We start from the raw sequence: 20,035 nt of genomic DNA, 5'->3' as shown, positions 1-20,035 counted from the left end.
ATAATCTGCCGTCAAGCACTGATTCGGGTTTTCTATCAACAACCTGCAAATCGCCCCAAAGGACGCCTATATAGAAGGACCAGAACGCCCTTCTATATAGAAGAGCTTCCTCATGGGCAGCCACAGCCCATGCCATAGCCAAAAAACAAAAAAGCACCCAAGGTGCTTTTTGTTATCGCTATCAGCTGTACAACGCCGCCACCCTCGCCCGCGCCATGTGCAGCTTCTTGTAGCTGTCGATCAGACGAAGGTGCCTGTCGAGCCCTTCCAGTTTCATGCTCGTCGGCGTCAGACCATAGAAACGTACGCTGCCATCCACGGACCCTATCGCCGCGTCCATCCGCTCGTTACCGAACATCCGACGGAAGTTGACCTCGTAGTCGCTCAGTTCCAGATCATCGTCCAGCTGCATTTCCAGCACGACGTTCACGGCTTGATAAAACAAGCCGCGTTCGACGGTGTTGTCGTTGTATTGCAAGAAGGCTTCCACCAGATCCTTGGCCTGATCAAACTTCCGCAAGGCCAGATAAATCAGCAGCCTCAGCTCCAGGATCGTCAGCTTGCCCCAAGGCGTGTTGTCGTCGAACTCGATGCCGATCAAGGTGGTGATGTCGGTGTAATCATCCAGCTCGCTGTTTTCCAGACCCTGGGCCAGCGTTCTCAGGCCGACCTTGCTCAGGCTGTGCAGGTTCAGGATGTCGGCGCGGAACTGCAGCGCTTTGTTGGTGTTATCCCAGATCAAATCTTCTACCGGATAAATCTCCGAGTAGTCCGGTACCAGAATGCGGCAGGCCTTGGCGCCGATGTGCTCATAGACTGCCATGTACACTTCTTTACCCATGTCTTCGAGAATGCCGAACAAGGTCGCGGCCTCTTCGGCATTGGAGTTTTCGCCTTGACCGGAGAAATCCCACTCAACGAATTCGAAATCCGGTTTGGCACTGAAGAAGCGCCACGAGACCACACCGCTGGAATCGATGAAGTGTTCGACGAAGTTGTTCGGCTCAGTCACCGCCTGACCTTCGAAGGTCGGCTGGGGCAGATCGTTCAGGCCTTCGAAACTGCGCCCTTGCAGCAGTTCCGTCAGGCTGCGCTCCAGCGCCACTTCCAGGCTTGGGTGCGCGCCGAACGAGGCAAACACGCCACCGGTACGCGGGTTCATCAAGGTCACGCACATCACCGGGAACTCCCCGCCCAGCGATGCATCCTTGACCAGCACCGGGAAGCCCTGCTCTTCCAGGGCCTGGATACCGGCCAGGATGCCCGGGTATTTCGCCAGCACTTGCTGCGGCACATCCGGCAGGGCCATTTCGCCTTCGAGGATTTCGCGTTTGACCGCCCGTTCGAAAATCTCCGACAGGCACTGCACCTGGGCTTCGGCCAGCGTGTTGCCGGCGCTCATCCCGTTACTCAGGAACAGGTTTTCGATCAGGTTGGACGGGAAGTACACCACCTCATTGTCCGACTGGCGCACAAACGGCAGTGAACAAATGCCGCGCTGGGTGTTGCCGGAGTTGGTGTCGTACAGATGCGAGCCACGCAGCTCGCCATCCCGGTCGTAAACCTTCAGGCAGTACTCGTCGAGGATTTCACTCGGCAGTTCGTCCTTCGGGCCCGGCTTGAACCAGCGCTCGTCCGGGTAATGCACAAACGCCGCGTTGGCGATGTCCTCGCCCCAGAACTGATCGTTATAGAAGAAGTTGCAGTTGAGCCGCTCGATAAACTCGCCCAGCGCCGATGCCAGCGCGCCTTCCTTGGTCGCGCCTTTGCCGTTGGTAAAACACATTGGCGAGTGCGCATCGCGGATGTGCAGCGACCACACATGGGGGACGATATTGCGCCACGAAGCGATTTCAATCTTCATGCCCAGGTCGGCCAGGATGCCCGACATGTTGGCGATGGTTTGTTCCAGCGGCAGGTCCTTGCCCACAATGTAGGTGCCCGCTTCGCCAGTCGAATGCGGCATCAGCAACGCCTGGGCATCGGCGTCGAGGTTTTCGACCTCTTCAATCACGAACTCAGGCCCGGTCTGCACCACCTTCTTTACCGTACAACGGTCGATGGAGCGCAAGATCCCCTGACGATCCTTGGCGGAGATGTCTGCCGGCAATTCGACCTGAATCTTGAAAATCTGGTTGTAGCGGTTTTCCGGATCAACAATGTTGTTCTGCGACAGGCGGATATTTTCGGTGGGGATATTGCGAGTCTCGCAATACAACTTCACGAAATACGCCGCGCACAACGCCGACGAAGCCAGGAAGTAATCGAACGGCCCCGGTGCCGAGCCATCGCCCTTGTAGCGAATGGGTTGATCGGCAATCACCGTGAAGTCGTCGAACTTGGCCTCAAGTCGAAGGTTGTCGAGAAAGTTGACCTTGATTTCCATGCGTGCTTACCAGAATAACGAGCTAAACGATTTGGCCGCCATTATCCGGTTTTTCAGCGCAGACCGTTAACTTTCCACTATTTTTCGACCAACACCACCCCACGTTCCTCAAGCAAGCGCACAAACATCGCCAGGCTCTGCGACACCGTCCCCCTGCGCCACACCAGCCAGGTGCGCAGATAGCGGAACGACTCCGACAACGGCCAGACGCTGACCGTCGTGCATCCAGGCATGCTTTCGAGCATGCTGCGAGGCATCAGCGCCAGGCCGGCACCGGCGCTGACGCAGGCCAGCATGCCGTGATAGGACTCCATTTCGAAAATCTTGCCGGGCACCGCCGCACCATTGGCGAACCAGCTTTCGAAATGATGCCGATAGGAGCAGTTGGAGCGAAAGGCATAGATGTTTTCGCCATTCACATCCCTGGCCCGATGAATCGGCTCATGGTTGAGCGGCGCGATCAGGACCATTTCCTCTTCGAATGCCGGCACGCCCTCCAGTGCCGGATGCAACACCGGACCATCGACGAATGCCGCGGCCAGCCGCCCCGACAGCACCCCATCGATCATGGTCCCGGAGGGGCCGGTGGACAGGTCCAGTTCGACCTTGGCGTGCTTCTGGTTATAGGCGGCCAATAGCTCTGGAATACGTACCGCTGCAGTACTTTCCAGCGAACCCAGGGTGAAGGCCCCCTGCGGCTCTTCACCCGCCACTGTCGCGCGTGCTTCCTGAACCAGGTCGAGAATGCGTCGTGCGTAATCCAGAAAGCTCCAGCCGGCCGGCGACAGGCGCAGGCGACTCTTCTCGCGGATAAACAGGTCCACACCCAGGTCCAGCTCGAGCTGCTTGATTCGGGTCGTGAGATTCGATGGCACCCGGTGGATATGCTGGGCAGCCACGCTGATGCTGCCGTGCTCGGCGACAGCCTTGAAAATTTCGAGCTGAACCAGGTCCAAGTCATTCTCCAAACGTGAACGTTCTGCTCAGTATTATTCAGTTTCCAGAAAACATATACCCCCATAACCTGAGCACATCCCCACCCCGCAGGACGGTGCAATGACCAACGTATCCAGCCTTACCCATGCCATTTCGATCAACCCGACCACGGGCGAGCAGATCGGCCAGTACCCTTTCGAATCCGATTCGGCATTACAGGCCGCGCTGACGCGGGCCGCCTCCGGGTTTCACGCCTGGCGCCGCAAACCGGTTGAGCAGCGCGCGCAGCTTTTGATCAACCTCGGCCAGGCCTTGCGCAACAATGCGCAGGCCATGGCGAACATGATCACCCAGGAAATGGGTAAGCCGATTGCTCAGGCCCGCGGTGAAATTGAAAAATGTGCGCAGCTCTGCGATTGGTACGCCGAACACGGTCCCGCCATGCTGCGCCCGGAACCGACCCTGGTTGAAGGCGACAAGGCACGCATTGAATATCGCCCGCTCGGCCCGATTCTCGCCGTCATGCCGTGGAACTTCCCCATCTGGCAAGTCCTGCGCGGCGCGGTCCCAACCTTGCTCGCTGGCAATACCTACGTGCTCAAGCACGCGCCAAACGTCATGGGCAGCGCCTACCTGCTGCTGGAAGCCGTCAAGCAAGCGGACTTTCCCGAAGGTGTTTTCGAGGTCATCAATGTCACGCCGGAGGGGGTATCCAAGGCGATCGCCGATCCACGTATCGCGGCTGTCACCCTCACCGGCAGCGTCCGTGCAGGCATGGCCATCGGCGCTCAGGCTGGAGCGGCACTGAAGAAATGTGTATTGGAACTGGGCGGCTCCGACCCGTTTATCGTGCTCGACGACGCAGACCTCGATGAGGCGGTGCAAGCCGCGGTGATCGGGCGCTATCAAAACACCGGGCAAGTCTGCGCTGCCGCCAAGCGCATGATTGTCGAGCAAGGCATCGTCGAGGCATTTACCCGCAAGTTCGTCGAGGCCACCCAACGACTGGTCGTTGGTGATCCACTGGCCACCACCACTTACATCGGCCCGATGGCTCGCTTCGATCTGCGCGACGAACTGGATCAACAGGTGCGCGACACACTCGAAGAAGGCGCGACGCTGCTGATGGGTGGAAAGAAGGCTGAAGGCCCCGGCAACTACTATGAGCCCACCGTACTCGGCGACGTGACCGATCAGATGACATCATTCAAACAGGAGTTGTTTGGTCCTGTGGCCTCAATCATCACGGCCCGAGACCCAGCCCATGCGCTGGAGCTGGCCAATGACAGTGAGTTCGGCCTCACCGCCACTGTCTTCACGCGCAATGTCGAACTCGCCCGACAGATGGCCGACGAACTTGAAACCGGTGGCGTGTTCATCAACGGCTATAGCGCCAGCGATCCCCGTGTCAGTTTTGGTGGCGTGAAGAAGAGTGGCTTTGGCCGTGAGCTCTCGCATTTCGGGGTGCGCGAATTCTGTAATGCACAGACGGTTTGGCTGGATCGGCGCTAAGGACAGCGCAAAAACCTTGATACTGAAATGAAAAAACGGGCGCCTTATCGGCGCCCTTTTTTTTTGCTCAAAGGATTGATGACACAGGTGAGGTTCTGCCCACCAGCATCCTGTGTGCCGCCCCATATTGATATGTTTTTTTTCATTATGTTGATTTGTGAAATATATTATGTCATTTATAGCCTCGCAAATCATCAGGACAGTCCACCTCGCCAGACCGGACGGCAACCCCGTATCACCCCAACGCCCCATCCAAGGAGTCAACAATATGTACAAGACAGAACTTCTAGGTGCACTGGCACTGTGCGCCGCAAGCTTGCTGGCACACGCCGACGACGACAGCCTGCGTATCGGTATCGAAGCCGCCTACCCGCCCTTCTCTTTCAAGACGCCAGAGGGCAACGTCAGTGGTTTCGATTACGACATTGGCAACGCGCTGTGCGAAGAGATGAAGGTCAAATGCGAGTGGGTCATCCAGGAATTCGACGGCATGATCCCGTCGCTGAAAGTGCGCAAGATCGATGCTGTGCTGTCGTCGATGTCGATCACTGAAGACCGTATGAAGTCGGTCGATTTCAGCAAAAAGTACTACCACACGCCGGGCAAGTTCGCGATGAAGACCGGTAGCGTGATCAACGACCCGCTGGTCGATCTCAAAGGCAAGAAACTGGGCGTGCAACGCTCTTCGACCTATGACCGTTTCGCCACCGAGCAGCTTGAGAAAGCCGGCGCCCTGGTGGTGCGCTACTCCTCGCAAAATGAAGCCTTCCTCGATCTGGCGGCGGGTCGCCTGGACGCCACGCTTGCAGACATCGTCAACACCGATGAGAGCTTCATCAAAACACCATTAGGCAAGGGTTTCGCACTGACAGGGCCGGACATCAACGACCCGAAATACTTCGGCAGAGGTGCCGGGATCGCGGTGCGTAAAGGCGACAGTGCGAACGTCGCCCGCCTGAGTGCAGCGATTGACGCGATCCGCGCCAATGGCAAGTACCAGCAAGTGATGGGCAAGTACTTCGCCTTCGATATCTACGGCGAATAAGCCTTTACCCGAACCCCTGGCGCCGGCCCCTTGCGGGCGCCGCCTTTGGCTTGTCTTGCGCGCTTCCCGGCGCTCGCTTGAGGAATTTCATCATGCTTCACGGCTACGGATCGAGCATTCTCGATGGCGCCTGGCTGACCATCAATCTGGCCCTGACCTCCATGACCATGGCCATTTCCCTGGGACTGATCGGCGCAGCCTTTCGTTTGTCGCCGTTCAAATGGCTGGCGGTGCTGGGCGAAGGTTACACAACCCTGATTCGCGGTATTCCTGACCTGGTGTTGATCCTGCTGATTTTCTACGGCGGCCAGGATCTGATGAACCGCATTGCCCTCGCACTCGGCTACACCCGGTACATCGACATCAATCCCTTCATCGCCGGTGTCTGCACCATGGGCTTCATTTTCGGCGCCTATCTCTCGGAGACCTTTCGTGGCGCCTTCATGGCGATCCCTAAAGGTCAGGGCGAGGCTGGCGTGGCCTATGGCATGACTGGCGCACAGGTGTTCTGGCGGATTCTGGTGCCGCAGATGATTCGTTTCGCCATTCCCGGGTTCACCAACAACTGGTTGGTACTGACCAAATCCACCGCGCTGATCTCGGTGATCGGTTTGCAGGACATGATGTTCAAAGCCAAAAACGCAGCGGACGCCACCCATGAGCCGTTCACGTTTTTCCTAGCGGTTGCCGCGCTCTACTTGATGCTGACCAGCGTGTCATTGCTGGTGCTGCGCTATCTGGAAAAACACTACTCGGTCGGCATCAAAGCCGCCGAACTGTAATTGGGAGCCCCCATGATGCTCGACTACAACCTGATCTGGGAAAACCTGCCGCTGTATTTCAACGGCGCTTTGGTGACCCTGAAAGTCCTGCTGATTTCCCTGGCGGCTGGCCTGGTGTTTGCGGTTCCTGTCGCGCTGATGCGCGTATCCCGATCACCGCTGATCAACCTCCCGGCCTGGCTCTACACCTACGTGATTCGCGGCACCCCGATGCTGGTGCAATTGTTCCTGATCTACTACGGGCTGGCGCAGTTCGAAGCGGTACGTCAAAGCGCGCTCTGGCCTTACCTGTCCAGCGCGACCTTTTGTGCCTGCCTGGCCTTCGCAATCAATACCAGCGCCTATAGCGCGGAACTCCTGGCCGGCAGCTTGAAGGCCACGGCCCACGGCGAAATCGAAGCCGCCAAAGCCATGGGCATGTCACGCCTGACCTTGTACCGCCGCATCCTCCTGCCGTCGGCCTTGCGCCGGGCACTGCCGCAGTACAGCAACGAAGTGCTGATGATGCTGCAGACCACCAGCCTGGCGTCCATCGTCACGCTGGTGGATATCACCGGTGCCGCGCGAACCGTCAGTTCGCGCTTTTATCTGCCGTTCGAGGCATTCATCACTGCCGGCCTCATCTACCTGGCCATGACCTTCATCCTGGTTCGCCTGTTCAAGCTGGCCGAGCGTCGCTGGCTGGCCTATCTGGCACCGCGCAAGCACTAAGGAGCGTTATGAAGCACATTCAATACCTTTTGCCGTGGAGTGCCTCGGGCACAGAACGAAAGCTGTCGCTGTTTCGTTTTGGCAGCGGGCCGCGCAAGGCCTATATCCAGGCTTCCCTGCATGCCGACGAACTGCCGGGAATGCGCGTTGCCGTCGAACTCAAGCGCCGTCTGCAAGCACTGGAAGATCAAGGTCGCCTCACCGGGGTGATCGAACTGGTACCGATGGCCAATCCGATTGGTATCGCACAGATGTTCCAGGCCACCCATCAGGGGCGCTTCGAGTTCTCCAGCGGGAAGAACTTCAATCGCGACTTCCCGGAACTCGCCGAAGCCGTGGCGCAGCAACTGGAAGGTCAACTGGGCAACGACGCCAACGCCAACATCACACTGATCCGCCGCGCCATGGGCGATGCCCTAACCAACATGCCGGCACCGACATCGGAACTCGATGGCTTGCGGCGCCTGTTGCTGCAGCATGCTTGTGATGCCGATGTGGTGCTGGACCTGCACTGCGACTTCGAGTCGATCATGCTGCTGTATGCCATGCCGCAAAACTGGTCCCGCTTGCGCTCATTGGCCGCCCGCCTCGGCGCTGGCGTGGCCCTGCTGGCCGAGGCCGCGGGAGGCAACGCCTTCGATGAAGCCTGCGCAATTCCCTGGCTGCACCTGGCCGAGCGCTTTCCTGAAGCCAGTATTCCGCTGGCGTGTGTGGCCACCACGATTGAATTGCGCGGCATGGCTGACACCGAGCGCGAGCAATGCGTCGACAGTGCCCAGGCCATTCTCGGCTACCTCGCCGAGCAAGGCCTGATCAGCGGTGAATGGCCTGTAGCGCCACCGAGCCGTTGTGAAGCGACACCGTTCGCCGGCGCGCAGTATGCCTATGCGCCGCATCCTGGAGTGGTGAGTTATCTGCAGCCGTTGGGGGCCCACGTCAAGGTCGGCGATCCGCTGTTCGAAGTGCTTGATCCGCTGACCGATCAGCACAGCGTGGTGCACGCCAGCACCGGCGGCATCCTGTATGCCCGTGAACGCCTGCGTTTTGCCCAGCCCGGTTTGTGGTTGGCCAAAGTGGCCGGTAACACCCCTATTCGCCAAGGCCGTTTGCTCAGCGACTGATTCCAGAGAGTTGAAACCATGTACAAACTTGAAATTCAGGATCTTCACAAAAGCTACGGCGCCCATGAAGTGCTCAAGGGCGTGTCCCTGGAAGCGAAAGCCGGCGACGTCATCAGCATTATCGGCTCCAGCGGCTCTGGCAAAAGCACCTTCCTGCGTTGCATCAACCTGCTGGAGCAACCCAACGCCGGCAACATCGTACTCAATGGCGAACAGCTCAAACTGGTGACCAATAAACTCGGCGGGCTCAAGGCTGCCGAACCCAGACAGCTGCAACGCATGCGTTCGCGGCTATCGATGGTGTTTCAGCATTTCAATCTCTGGTCGCACATGAGTGCCCTTGAAAACGTCATGGAAGCTGCGGTGCATGTGCTTGGCATGAACAAAAAACAAGCCCGGGAAAAAGCCGAACACTACCTGAACAAAGTCGGCGTGGCGCACCGCATGGACGCCTGGCCGGCGCATATGTCCGGTGGTGAGCAACAGCGTGTGGCAATTGCCCGCGCGCTGGCGATGGAACCGGAAGTGATGCTGTTCGATGAACCGACTTCGGCACTCGACCCCGAGCTGGTCGGTGAAGTACTTAAAGTCATGCAGGATCTCGCACTCGAAGGACGCACCATGGTGGTCGTGACCCACGAAATGGGCTTTGCCCGCGAGGTTTCCAATCAACTGGTGTTCCTGCACAAAGGGCGGGTCGAAGAGCGCGGCAATCCGCGTGAAGTGCTGGTCAATCCACAGTCCGAGCGTCTGCGGCAATTTCTGTCCGGGAGCTTGAAATAATCATACACTCCAGCCAACTTATGCCCCCGCGCAAAACCCTGTGGGAGCGTGGCTTGCCCGCGAAGCGAACACCGCGATTTTTCAGGCATTGCGCGTTATCGTTCTTCGCGGGCAAGCCACGCTCCCACAGGTTATGCGCCCGCCCCAGCCCCATCTCCAACCCTCAGGAACTGCAGAGCCGGACATGCCAACCCCATCGAAAGACACCACTGTCTATGCCGCACCGGTCATGCGCAAACTGACGGAAATCGTTTCCGAACTGCCGCCGTCACTGCGCAAGGTGGCGGACTTTATCCTGCGTCACCCGCTCAAAGCCGCGACGCTGACCATCGAGGAGATGGCACACGAGACATTGACCTCTCCCGCCGCCGTCAACCGTCTGGCCAAAGCGCTGAACCTGGGTGGCTACACCGGCATGAAGGCCGAGCTGGTGGCGACTTTGCAGCAGATGGTGTCGCCGGTCGACAAGCTTCGCAATGAACTGGCGCATCGGCCGGGCGGCGCATTTGGCCTGCATGAGCAAATCCAGAGCGCCACCAGCAACCTCGCCACGGCGGCGACCAACAACCATGAAGATGCCTTTGAAGCGTTCGTCACCCGCCTGACCGAAGCGCGTAAAATCTACATCCTTGGCTTTGGCAACAGCGTCTACTTCGCCGGCCTGGCCGCCTCGACCCTGATGCCCTTCTGTGCGGACGCCACCGCCATCAGCATGGAAGGCGGCAACGAAAACGCCGCTTACCGCCTGGCCGCCATCACCGATCAGGATGTATTGCTGGCGATCTCCCTGCCGCGCTATTCCCTCGACACCCTGCAACTCGCACGTTTTGCCAATGAGCGCGGCGCCTCGGTGCTGGCAATCACCGACTCACCCGCATCGCCTCTCACCAGCATTGCCGAACACGTGCTATTTGCCCCCGCCGACCATCCGGTCATGACCAGCTCCAACATCGCCGTGCTCGCCTTGATCGAAGGATTGGTGGCGGGTGTGATGGCCCGCAATAAAGAAGCCGTCAAGCTGGCGACAGAATTGACCGAAAGCGTGATGTCTTACCTGCATATTCCTTCCAGCAGTAAATCGCCGAAAAAGTGATGGTTCTTGGGGGGCGCACGACTACGCGCCTGGCGCCAACATGCTGAAATCGGGAACAGGCGGGGTTAGAGCGAGCGTAAAAAGCCGGATCAGGCGCCGGCTACGGGGTAAGACTTGCAGCAATTGCTGCGGTGTGATGCTCATGTCTGCATCGCTTCGAATGCAGATCGTCCTAAATAAAAACGACTGGCCACCGACTTATCGACAGCGCATGGTTTAGCTTATAGAATCGCGCGCCGAAAAAAATAAAACTTTCTTGATTCGCAGGTAGCGCATGACACCCTCCGTTAGCGAAACAAAGAATCTGGACATCGAAGTATTGCGTGCCTATGCCATCGCTATTACTTTCGTTGCTCATCTCGGTCTTTTAAATCCGGATTGGTTTAAATGGACTACCTATTTCTGGCTGGGTGGAGGGGTAGATTTATTCTTCTGCATTTCCGGATTCCTTATAACGACATCATTGATAAAAGCTTTGAACCCGCAAGATCAGTTCCTGCGTTTTGCCGGATCTTTTTGGACAAGGCGGTTGTTTCGATTGTGGCCCGCAGCGATTTTTTGGTCGACCATAACGTTGGCAATTTCATTTACCTTTGACGTCTCCAGGACATTTGGCTCACAAGAGAACATGGTAAATTCCTGGACATTCGGCATGTTGAATATCCAGAATATATACATCTGGTACACTGAAAACTCAAACAGCGCAACTCCACTATGGCACTACTGGAGCTTGTCGCTAGAAGAACAGTTCTATGTAATTCTCCCCATCATTCTGTTCTTCGTCCCTAATCGAAAATTATTGATCATCCCTTTTCTTGCCGTAGCAATTTACCATTCCACACAGATACGTCCGTGGGGCACACTGCTTTGGTTTATTCGATGCGACGCATTGCTTTACGGCACCCTGATCGCGCTGGCCTGGCATTACTACCCACAGCGGATATCAAGTATTTTCTCCACCAAGAATAAAAATACATTACAACTTGCATTATTGATCTGCATTCCCCTACCCATCATTACGGCAAAAATCGGCTGGTCCCCCTACTACATGGGACTTGTCGCAATCACTTCAAGTCTGGTTGTGCTCCTGTGTTCGGGAAATCTAAACCTTACGGGCTCACATGGCCGCCTCCGAAAGATCGCCATTTACATCGGATCGCGCTCCTACTCCATTTATCTTGTTCACAACCCTGTATTTGCAATTGTAAGAGAAATATGCCTTCAGTCAGGGTATACGGATCTCACACTTGAAACCGATAAAATATTTGCCGTCTTTATCGCGATAGTACTAACTGGAGTGATTGCAGAGTTTTCCTACCAAGTTGTGGAAACTCCACTTAGAAATTACGGGGCGCAGCTTTCTAAAGCAAAATTCAAGCGGGTGATGTTGGCCAACTAATGCTATTGAAGTAGCCGTCCTGATCAGCGAAGCTGATTCAACGCGACGCGGTATTTTTTCAAAGATCTCGAGTCGCTGACTGCCAAGGATGCCAGCCGAACGCTCAAAAATAGGCAGAGTTGGCGGCAGCAGTGACTCACCGAATGCTGAAGACCTTGCTCGGCAATCACTGGCATCCTTCAGGGGGTCTTCGACCCCTCAAGGATGCCAGTGCGGTTTTTTTTCACGCACTACTTACAGTGTGCGCAGCTCTGGGTGCTACGCTTTTCCTGTGCATGGAGGAAGCGCGATGCCAGAAGATCTTGCCCCCGCCCCGCTCAATCCTTGCGACGAAGACTCTATTGCCCCCGAGCATACTATCGATGAGGTTGCTGCCTGGATCGACCACCGCGGTTCTACGTGTGTGTCTGATCGCACCAATATGCCAAAGCTACATACCTGGGTGTTCAACAAACCCCAACGCCTGCTTTCTAACAGTCTAACGACTATCAATTTAACTCGCATGGAATGCGTAGTGCTTGACTTATTAACAAGCAGCGAGGAACGCGTTATCAGCAACGAGGACATTCTTATGAGGTTAAATAAGGACCCTTATAATTACAAAGGATTGCCCATGTGCCTCAGTAGACTGCAAGCGAAATTCAAGAAATTCACCAAAGGCGACAACCTCCTCCGTTCAGTAAGAAGTCGCGGTTACTGCCTTATCCAAACAATAAATCCTGAATGAGCTTTAAGTCTCCGGCTCATGGATGCAATGCTGTTCAGTTAAGGAAATTGCAGGAGCGAGCCAGGCGGAGTTAAAGCGCGATCCCGCAAACCTACCGAGCGATACTCGGTGACTGTTTTGTCCAGAGGAGGTTTATGGCATCTGTTTCAAGCCTCAGGTTGTTACCGACCCTGAGCCAGAACAGTACGTCGCTAGGCGTCAATAGGCTGAAAAAGATCCAATGCCCCGAGCCATCGGCCTTTTCCTCTACGTCTGCAACGTACAACGCGACCTCGCTTTCGCTAAGCTCCAAGGCATCGGAGATTTCTCGCTGAGTCGGTTTTCTTACGCTGCTCATGGTGAAATCCATTTCGTGAACAAAGTGCTGAAAGCATAGCTGAACACCAAAATCCAGAATCTCCACCTGTCGCTTCCGGTCACGCAATGGCAGGAGATGGCGTCAACGCGCCTGATCACCCTCGCTACGGTGCCGGCCCAAGAGTCCGCCCGCATTGCGAGCATGTCGCGACCTGAAATCGCGGTTACGGAAAAGTAATCGCGACAGTTTGAAGCGTTTGCCAGGACGGGTATTGAAACCTGAAACTTCAGTTACTGCGGTGGCATAGTGTCCAGTGCCTGCGCATGAGCAGCGATCATCACCTGAAGGGCGTTTGACACATGGGGATGCCCGACCCAGCGGTATGAAGCACTTCCAAGTAAGCCAGCTGCCGCTTTGTCCATCAGGCTTTTGACATCAAGCCCGCTGGCGATGGCCTCTCCAATAATTGCTACCAGGGCCTGCTCAAGTGCAATTTCGCGATCAGTGACCATTTCATCTCCCTGAACCGGCTCCATGCCGGCCATAGAGATAAATAGCTCAAAAAAAAATCAAAATGCCACTACCCCTGTCGCATCCCGTCACGGAGGGCGGCGCATGCAAGGGAGGCCTCAGGGCATCGCTTTGGGGGATGCCCTGAGGCCTGCTCGGGGCGGTCCCCCCATGATCATCTAACTGATAGCAGCGCCGCTCTTGATGCTCTGGCTCATCTACAAGGGGCCACGGCGCCAAGGGTTCACCCCACCAGTCATCTCAGGGGAGAGAGTGTGTGTATAACGCAACTGGTGAGGCGAACGATTGAACGTTAGCCGAACGACTCGGCTTGTCGCCTGCACCTTGTCTGAATGGGTGCCCACCCTGACCAGTTGCTGGCCATTCAGTAATCCATCTGAAACACACCAGGCCGGGCGAGCGATCATGACTTTACCCAGCGCAGTGCCAAGTGTCCCGAACACAACCCTGAACAAAATTAACATAGAGCCTGCAGGTGAACGGCGGGCGAGGAATCGCCATGTCCGATTTTCAAATGGGTCGCTTGATAAGGCGTGTTGATTTTCAGGCGCTATAGGCAAGGCGGGAAATTTCTTTGGGTTTTTACACAGCCTGACATCCGCGACACCCGTTGCCTTATCCGAGCTGTATTTTTTTGAAACCGCCACTATGCCCTCAAATAGATTGATCAACTTCTTTAATATATTGTCCCGCATCAAACCATCGAAGGCGATCAACACTCGCACTCCATCGCGCCAATACACCCATTACACCTCATCATATTACACCTCACCTGACAGTAATCATTTGGCGCACTCTAAAACTCACACTCTTCACGAATAACACAACATCCTGATAACACTCAGTCCAACACCAATAATACTGACTGACTTCTTATAACATTCGTTGACACTAATACGTAGAAACCCTAGATTAGTGGCACTCTGCCAACGCCCAGACGACGCATCAACTTTGTCAAGTTAATGGAATGCTGAGTTTCCGAGCTATTTCATTCCTGGTACAACGCATGAAATATGTAGACGACATTACGAAACTTTTTACACGTTTTGGCGCCAATGCGCAGAGCTACCAGGAAATACAACCGAACTATAAAGACTTCAAAGACGACCCGGTTACACCTGCACTGGCTGAGCCAGAGCCGTCAGTGGCATTGCCTCCCCCAACCCCAACGCCCCCCGTGTTTCTACTGGACGAGCCACAGCCTTCTTTATTGATTGGCGCGCCGGTCGAGCCTGTGAAGAATGCTGCCCTCTCGCTACCTTCGCCAAAATCCCCTCCCCTGACCAAGCCACCTGCGAGTTCTGCTACGGGTGACCGTCAGCGATTGAGCGACCTGTTGCGTGAACTCAAACAGGTTCGTCGAGACGGTCTGCCAGAAACGACTGGCAAGCGAACCAGGGCGAAGGTCATTGCTATCGTTTCGGCGAATGGCGGGGTGGGTAAAAGCACCGTCGCCGCGGGCCTCGCAAAAACACTTCGGCGCCTTGGCGGGCGAACCATCGCAATTGATCTGGACCCTCAGAACGCGCTGTCCAGCCACTTGGGTATCACCAGGCAGGTTCCCGGGCTGCTCCAGCTCAAAGAGCAGGACGCAGACTGGGGCGCTCATCGCCTGCCGGGCTTTGGCGACAGCGAGTGCCTGCCCTTCGGCACTGGCGAGGTGAACGATCGCCGATTGCTCAAGCAGTTGATGCTTGAAGATTCTGACTGGTTGAATCAGCACCTTGCGTCAATGGACCTCAGCGAAAACGATACCGTGATCCTGGACACGCCTTCGGGTGCGACCGTCTATTCGCAACAGGCACTCGATGCCGCCGATCTGGTGCTGGTGATGACGGTGGCCGACGCGGCTTCCTACCTGGCACTGGACACCATGACCCAGTGGCTGGAAACCAGCCGACGACGCGCGCAGCAACAACGGTATGTACTCAACCAACGGGATGACTCGCGTTCGTTCAGCAGGGACATGGGCGTGCTGTTTCGGCGGCGGCTCGGTGCCAACCTGATCGGGACGGTTCGCCTCGACCACCAGTTCAACGAGTCGCTGGCCTATGGTCGGGACCTGTTGCAGTACGCACCTGAGAGCATCGGCTGTCAGGACATTCTTTCGTTGTCAGGCGCGGTCCATGCCCTGCTTTGGGCGGATGCTTCAAGTCAGCAGGACACGCCATGACCGCCCGGCTCAATCAGCTGCCTGCAAAGACATGGTGGTTGCAGCAGCTACTGGATTCTTTCCAGGCTCGCGTCAGTCGCTGGCCCCTGCGTTGGCGCCAAGGCCTGAAGATCTCGGCCGGGCTGAGCGCTGCATTGTTGGTGCTGGGTATCCTCACTGCGCCGCTGAACCTGTATTCCCAGGCCGCGTTTGCCGCCGTCTGTTTTGCCGCCAGCCTGATCATCCGCAAGCAAGCCGGGCGTCTGGCGATCCTGACCCTGATCACCCTCTCGCTGATCGCTTCGCTGCGCTACATGTACTGGCGCCTGACCGACACCCTGGGCTTCGACAACTGGCAGGATGCCGTATTTGGCTACGGGCTGGTGCTGGCCGAACTGTATGCCTTGCTCGTCCTCGTCTTCGGCTACGTACAGACCGCCTGGCCGCTGCACCGCACACCGCAGTTTTTGCAACAGCCGCCCGCTGAATGGCCGACGGTAGACGTCTTCATTCCCACCTATAACGAAGCGTTGGGCATCGTCAAACTGGTGGTGCTTGCGGCTCAGGCCATCGACTGGCCCGAGGGCAAACTGCGGGTGCACATGCTCGATGACGGACGCCGGGAGGAATTCAAGGTTTTCTGTGAGCAGATTGGTGTCAACTACATCACCCGCGACAACAATCAACATGCCAAGGCCGGCAACCTCAACGAGGCACTCAAGGTCACCGATGGCGAGTTCATCGCCATATTCGACGCCGACCACGTGCCCACCCGCTCCTTCCTGCAGATCACCATGGGCTGGTTTTTAAAGGACCCGAACCTGGCGTTGCTGCAAACGCCGCACTTCTTCTATTCACCGGATCCGTTCGAAAAGAACCTCGATACCTTTCGCTCGGTACCCAACGAAGGTGAACTGTTCTACGGCCTGGTGCAGGACGGCAACGACCTGTGGAACGCGGCATTCTTCTGTGGCTCCTGCGCGGTCATCCGGCGCACTCACTTGCTGGAAGTCGGCGGCATCGCCACCGAAACCGTGACGGAGGATGCGCACACGGCACTCAAGCTCAATCGCCGTGGTTTCAATACCGCCTACCTGGCCATTCCACAAGCGGCGGGCCTGGCCACCGAAAGCCTTTCCCGACACATCAGCCAGCGCATACGCTGGGCGCGAGGCATGGCGCAGATTTTTCGCACCGACAATCCGCTGTTTGGCAAAGGTCTGAACCTGGGGCAGCGCATCTGCTATCTCAACGCCATGATGCACTTTTTCTACAGCCTGCCTCGCCTGGTGTTCTTGACCGCACCCCTGGCCTACCTGATGTTCGACGCGCAGATTTTCCATGCCTCGGCGTTGATGGTCACGGTCTATGTGCTGCCGCATATTTTCCATTCCAGCCTGACCAACTCCGCCATCCAGGGGCGCTTCCGCCATTCCTTCTGGAACGAAGTGTATGAGTCGGTGTTGGCCTGGTACATCATGCGACCGGTACTGTTGGCCCTGATCAGCCCTTCGCTGGGCAAGTTCAACGTGACCGACAAGGGCGGCACCATCGAAAAGGACTATTTCGACTGGAAGCTCGCGCGGCCTTACATCGTCCTGCTGACCTTGAACATGATCGGTCTGGTGATTGGCGTGGTGAAACTGTTCGGGAGTGATTCGGCCCAGGTCACGACCCTGCTGATCAACCTGGCCTGGACGGTGTACAACATCATCATCGTCAGCACCGCCGTGGCGGTGGCCACTGAGTCCTCTCAGGTGCGTACCGAACCCAGGGTGCCCGCAGATCTGCCCGTGCGCGTCTATCGCGAAGACGGCACCTCGTTCGACTGCAAAACCCAGGACTTCTCACAAAACGGCGTGGGCCTGGCACTGCCACCGCAGGTTCAGCTCAGCATCAATGAGAAGCTGCGGCTGTGCATTCTGCGCACACCTCCCTCAAGCCTTTTTCCCGCAAAAACGATATTCAGCAACGACAACGTGACGGGCGTGCAATTCGAGGGTTTGACCTTGCGCCAGCAAAGTGAGTTGGTGCGACTGACCTTTTCACGGGCCGACACCTGGGCCAACACCTGGGGTAACGGCCGCCTGGACGCGCCCATGTCGGCGTTGCGCGAGGTCAGCAGCATTGGCTTGCGCGCCATCCTGCGCTTGTTCGTTGCAACCCTGAAGGACAGCCACGCGCTACTGCGCAAACGCCCGGTCGCTCCATCACCTATCGACTCCACCGCGGACACGCAACGATCTTGAAGCCTTCCACTCGCCGGACCTTTCTTCCTCGTCGCTCACTCATGCTGATCGCCTGCTCGCTAGCGGGCTGGAGCGGCTTTGCCTTGAGTGCTGCCGCCCCAATCAGCGCCACGGACACGGCAGTGATGCCGGCCGCATCGTTGCCCGGGACCGATGCCCCGGGCAACAGCTATACCCGCACCCTCAAGGAGCTGGGCAAAAGCTATTCGATGACCCTTAAAGGCGTAGAGGCTACCGACAGCGTGAATTTCGATGTGCGCGCCGACGAAGTCGTCACGGCTGCGCAGGTCACGCTGCAGTACAGCTACTCACCGGCGCTGCTGGCCGACCTGTCGCAAATCAACGTGCTGATCAACGATCAAGTGGCCGCCAGCCTGCCCCTCCCGAAGGAAGAGGCCGGTAAAGTGCAGACCCGGACCGTGCAGATTCCGCCGCAGACCATCACCGAATTCAACCGGCTCAGCCTGCAGTTCATCGGTCACTACACGATGCAATGTGAAGACCCTTTGCACTCCAGCCTGTGGGCCAGGATCGGCAACGAGAGCCAGCTGAGCCTCCAGGTGTCCTCGATTAAACAGCCCAACGACCTGTCCGCTCTGCCGCAGCCCCTGTTCGATCGTCGAGACGCCTCGCCCCTGAAGCTGCCCTTCGTGTTCGCCGCGCGCCCAAGCGGTCCTGCGCTTGAGGCCGCCGGCATCCTGTCTTCCTGGTTCGGTGCACTGGCCAGCTACCGCGGCGCAACCTTCCCCGCCAGCCTCAGCAGCCTGCCGGCCAAAGGCAACGCGGTGGTGTTTATCAGCGCCAGCGAGTCAACGACCTTGAGTGGTTTGCCGATCAAAGAGGCCACCGGGCCAACATTGACCCTCGTGAGCAACCCCAATGATGCTCAGGGCAAACTGCTGATCGTCTCCGGGCGCGATGGCGCCGATCTCAAGGTCGCCGCGACCGCGTTGGCCCTCGGTGGCTCGGCCTTTTCCGGGCAGAGCGTGGTGATCGACCGGATCGACTCGCTCAAGCCACGCCAACCGTACGACGCGCCCAACTGGCTGCCCTCCGATCGCCCGGTTCGTCTGGGTGAACTGGCGAAACCGGCAGAACTCAATGTGTCGGGTTATAACCCGGGACAAATGACCGTTGCCCTGCGCTTGCCACCCGATCTGTTCAACTGGCGTGAGCCCGGTGCGCAACTTGACCTGAAGTACCGCTATACACCGCAACCGGTCTCCACCAACTCTTCGTTGCTGATCAGTTTCAACGACACCTTCATCAAGTCGATCGACCTGCCTTCGATCGAGAAACTCGGCAATAGCGACAGCCTGCTGTCGATGCTCAAAACCGACGACAGCCTGGCCCGCACGTCGCGCATGCTGTTGCCGCTCAATTCAGTCGCGCTGCAATCGCGCCTGCAATTTCGTTTCATGTATGACTACATCAAACAGGGCGAATGCCGCGACATCATCATCGACAACATGCGCGGTGTGATCGACCCGGACTCGACCCTGGACCTCAGCCAATACGAACATTTCATGGCGATGCCCAACCTCGGGGTGTTCAAGGACAGTGGCTTCCCGTTCACCCGCATGGCCGACCTGTCTGAAACATCGGTGATCCTGCCCAACGAGCCAGGCCCGGCCGATCTGAGCGCCTATCTGACCCTGCTGGGTCGCTTCGGCGATTCCACCGGTTATCCGGCCACTGGCGTGAAGGTGGTTCACGCCGACCAGGTGGCCGAGCAACGCGACCGGGATTTGCTGGTGCTGGCCTCGGGCAACAATCAGCCGCTGCTGGATCAATGGCAGCACCTTCTGCCCGCCAGGGGCGAGGACGCTGCACAGTACTTCGAACTGTCTGACCTGCCCTTGCGTCTGCGCAACTGGATCAGCCCGGATACGCAAACCAATCGGCGTGAAGCGCGCAGCAGCTTCAGGTTCAGCGCTGAGGGCGGCAGTGCTTATCTGACCGGATTCGAATCGCCGCTCAAGAGTGGGCGCAGCGTGGTGTTTATCGCCGGCACCAGGCCCGGCGGCTTGGCCGACGTGACCAGTGCCTTGCTCAGCAGCGAAGAAAATGCCCGGCAATTGCAAGGCAGTCTGGTGGTGGTCAAGGGCAAGCAGGTCGAATCGCTGGTCGCCGAGCAGGATTACTACGTCGGGCGCCTGGGTCCGTTGCGCTATCTGCAGTGGTACCTCTCGCAAAACGTCATGGCGCTCATGCTGTTCACGCTTCTCGGGGTCCTGCTGCTGGCGTCCATGGCCTACCTGGCCCTGCGCTTACGGGCCAAACGTCGTCTTGGCCAATGAGCCGCGCGGG

Annotated in this window: 17 protein-coding genes; 12 read left to right on the top strand and 5 right to left on the bottom strand. The window is 57.4% G+C overall.

Annotation, left to right across the window (positions count from 1 at the left end; translation table 11 throughout):
- Positions 1–181: 181 nt before the first annotated feature.
- Together ACM6IK_RS11415 and ptrR are read right to left on the bottom strand one after the other, a co-directional pair.
- Entirely contained in the window at positions 182–2,386 is a 2,205-nt protein-coding gene (locus tag ACM6IK_RS11415; protein WP_414874390.1) for an OsmC domain/YcaO domain-containing protein, read from the bottom strand.
- Between the two features lie 77 nt (positions 2,387–2,463).
- Positions 2,464–3,342: a putrescine utilization regulator PtrR gene (ptrR, locus tag ACM6IK_RS11410; RefSeq protein ID WP_414874389.1), complete on the bottom strand. Its 879-nt coding sequence runs from the start codon at positions 3,340–3,342 to the stop codon at positions 2,464–2,466.
- Between the two features lie 100 nt (positions 3,343–3,442).
- Between ptrR and ACM6IK_RS11405 the strand changes: the two genes are divergently transcribed.
- The 9 genes from ACM6IK_RS11405 (at position 3,443) to ACM6IK_RS11365 (ending at position 12,495) form a co-directional block, all read left to right on the top strand.
- A complete protein-coding gene (locus tag ACM6IK_RS11405; RefSeq protein WP_414874388.1) occupies positions 3,443–4,834 on the top strand; it encodes an aldehyde dehydrogenase family protein in 1,392 nt (463 codons plus the stop codon).
- 268 nt (positions 4,835–5,102) lie between these two features.
- Positions 5,103–5,879, top strand: a complete 777-nt coding sequence (locus tag ACM6IK_RS11400) for an ABC transporter substrate-binding protein (protein ID WP_108219308.1) — start codon at positions 5,103–5,105, stop codon at positions 5,877–5,879.
- A 92-nt stretch (positions 5,880–5,971) separates the two neighbouring features.
- Positions 5,972–6,661, top strand: coding sequence for an ABC transporter permease (locus tag ACM6IK_RS11395; protein WP_414874387.1), 690 nt, complete (start codon positions 5,972–5,974; stop codon positions 6,659–6,661).
- Positions 6,662–6,673: 12 nt separating this feature from the next.
- Positions 6,674–7,372, top strand: a complete 699-nt coding sequence (locus ACM6IK_RS11390; RefSeq protein WP_414874386.1) for an ABC transporter permease — start codon at positions 6,674–6,676, stop codon at positions 7,370–7,372.
- An 8-nt stretch (positions 7,373–7,380) separates the two neighbouring features.
- Entirely contained in the window at positions 7,381–8,493 is a 1,113-nt protein-coding gene (locus ACM6IK_RS11385) for a succinylglutamate desuccinylase/aspartoacylase family protein (RefSeq protein WP_414874385.1), read from the top strand.
- Positions 8,494–8,511: 18 nt separating this feature from the next.
- Entirely contained in the window at positions 8,512–9,276 is a 765-nt protein-coding gene (locus ACM6IK_RS11380; protein ID WP_414874384.1) for an ABC transporter ATP-binding protein, read from the top strand.
- A 184-nt stretch (positions 9,277–9,460) separates the two neighbouring features.
- On the top strand, positions 9,461–10,369 hold the full coding sequence (locus ACM6IK_RS11375; RefSeq protein ID WP_108219313.1) for a MurR/RpiR family transcriptional regulator: 909 nt from the start codon (positions 9,461–9,463) through the stop codon (positions 10,367–10,369).
- Positions 10,370–10,643: 274 nt separating this feature from the next.
- Positions 10,644–11,768 (top strand): acyltransferase family protein, encoded by a 1,125-nt coding sequence (locus ACM6IK_RS11370; protein ID WP_414874383.1) that lies wholly within the window; start codon positions 10,644–10,646, stop codon positions 11,766–11,768.
- Positions 11,769–12,057: 289 nt separating this feature from the next.
- A complete protein-coding gene (locus tag ACM6IK_RS11365) occupies positions 12,058–12,495 on the top strand; it encodes a winged helix-turn-helix domain-containing protein (protein WP_414874382.1) in 438 nt (145 codons plus the stop codon).
- Positions 12,496–12,586: 91 nt separating this feature from the next.
- On the opposite strand, the gene ACM6IK_RS11360 is transcribed toward ACM6IK_RS11365, so the two are convergent.
- The 3 genes from ACM6IK_RS11360 to ACM6IK_RS11350 form a co-directional block, all read right to left on the bottom strand.
- Positions 12,587–12,898 (bottom strand): hypothetical protein, encoded by a 312-nt coding sequence (locus ACM6IK_RS11360; protein ID WP_414874381.1) that lies wholly within the window; start codon positions 12,896–12,898, stop codon positions 12,587–12,589.
- A 185-nt stretch (positions 12,899–13,083) separates the two neighbouring features.
- Positions 13,084–13,305: a hypothetical protein gene (locus ACM6IK_RS11355; protein WP_414874380.1), complete on the bottom strand. Its 222-nt coding sequence runs from the start codon at positions 13,303–13,305 to the stop codon at positions 13,084–13,086.
- Positions 13,306–13,521: 216 nt separating this feature from the next.
- The gene (locus tag ACM6IK_RS11350) at positions 13,522–14,043 is read right to left on the bottom strand and encodes a hypothetical protein (RefSeq protein ID WP_414874379.1); all 522 of its coding nucleotides are present in this window, start codon (positions 14,041–14,043) and stop codon (positions 13,522–13,524) included.
- A gap of 287 nt (positions 14,044–14,330) precedes the next feature.
- Here ACM6IK_RS11350 and bcsQ point away from each other — a divergent pair, with 287 nt between their 5' ends.
- Genes bcsQ through bcsB form a run of 3 tightly spaced genes read left to right on the top strand, consistent with a single transcriptional unit; the run spans position 14,331 to position 20,025 of the window.
- Positions 14,331–15,497: a cellulose biosynthesis protein BcsQ gene (bcsQ, locus tag ACM6IK_RS11345; protein ID WP_414874396.1), complete on the top strand. Its 1,167-nt coding sequence runs from the start codon at positions 14,331–14,333 to the stop codon at positions 15,495–15,497.
- Positions 15,494–17,725 (top strand): UDP-forming cellulose synthase catalytic subunit, encoded by a 2,232-nt coding sequence (gene bcsA / locus ACM6IK_RS11340; RefSeq protein WP_414874378.1) that lies wholly within the window; start codon positions 15,494–15,496, stop codon positions 17,723–17,725. The genes bcsQ and bcsA overlap by 4 nt, the downstream gene beginning before the upstream one ends.
- Positions 17,722–20,025, top strand: coding sequence for a cellulose biosynthesis cyclic di-GMP-binding regulatory protein BcsB (bcsB, locus tag ACM6IK_RS11335; RefSeq protein ID WP_414874377.1), 2,304 nt, complete (start codon positions 17,722–17,724; stop codon positions 20,023–20,025). Before bcsA ends, bcsB begins: the two co-directional genes overlap by 4 nt.
- The last annotated feature ends 10 nt before the right edge of the window (positions 20,026–20,035 follow it).

This window comes from Pseudomonas sp. IT-196MI5 (assembly GCF_949767415.1).
Classification (GTDB): domain Bacteria; phylum Pseudomonadota; class Gammaproteobacteria; order Pseudomonadales; family Pseudomonadaceae; genus Aquipseudomonas.
The sequence above is the reverse complement of the archived record's forward strand: the minus strand, read 5'-3'. Positions and strand labels throughout refer to the sequence as shown.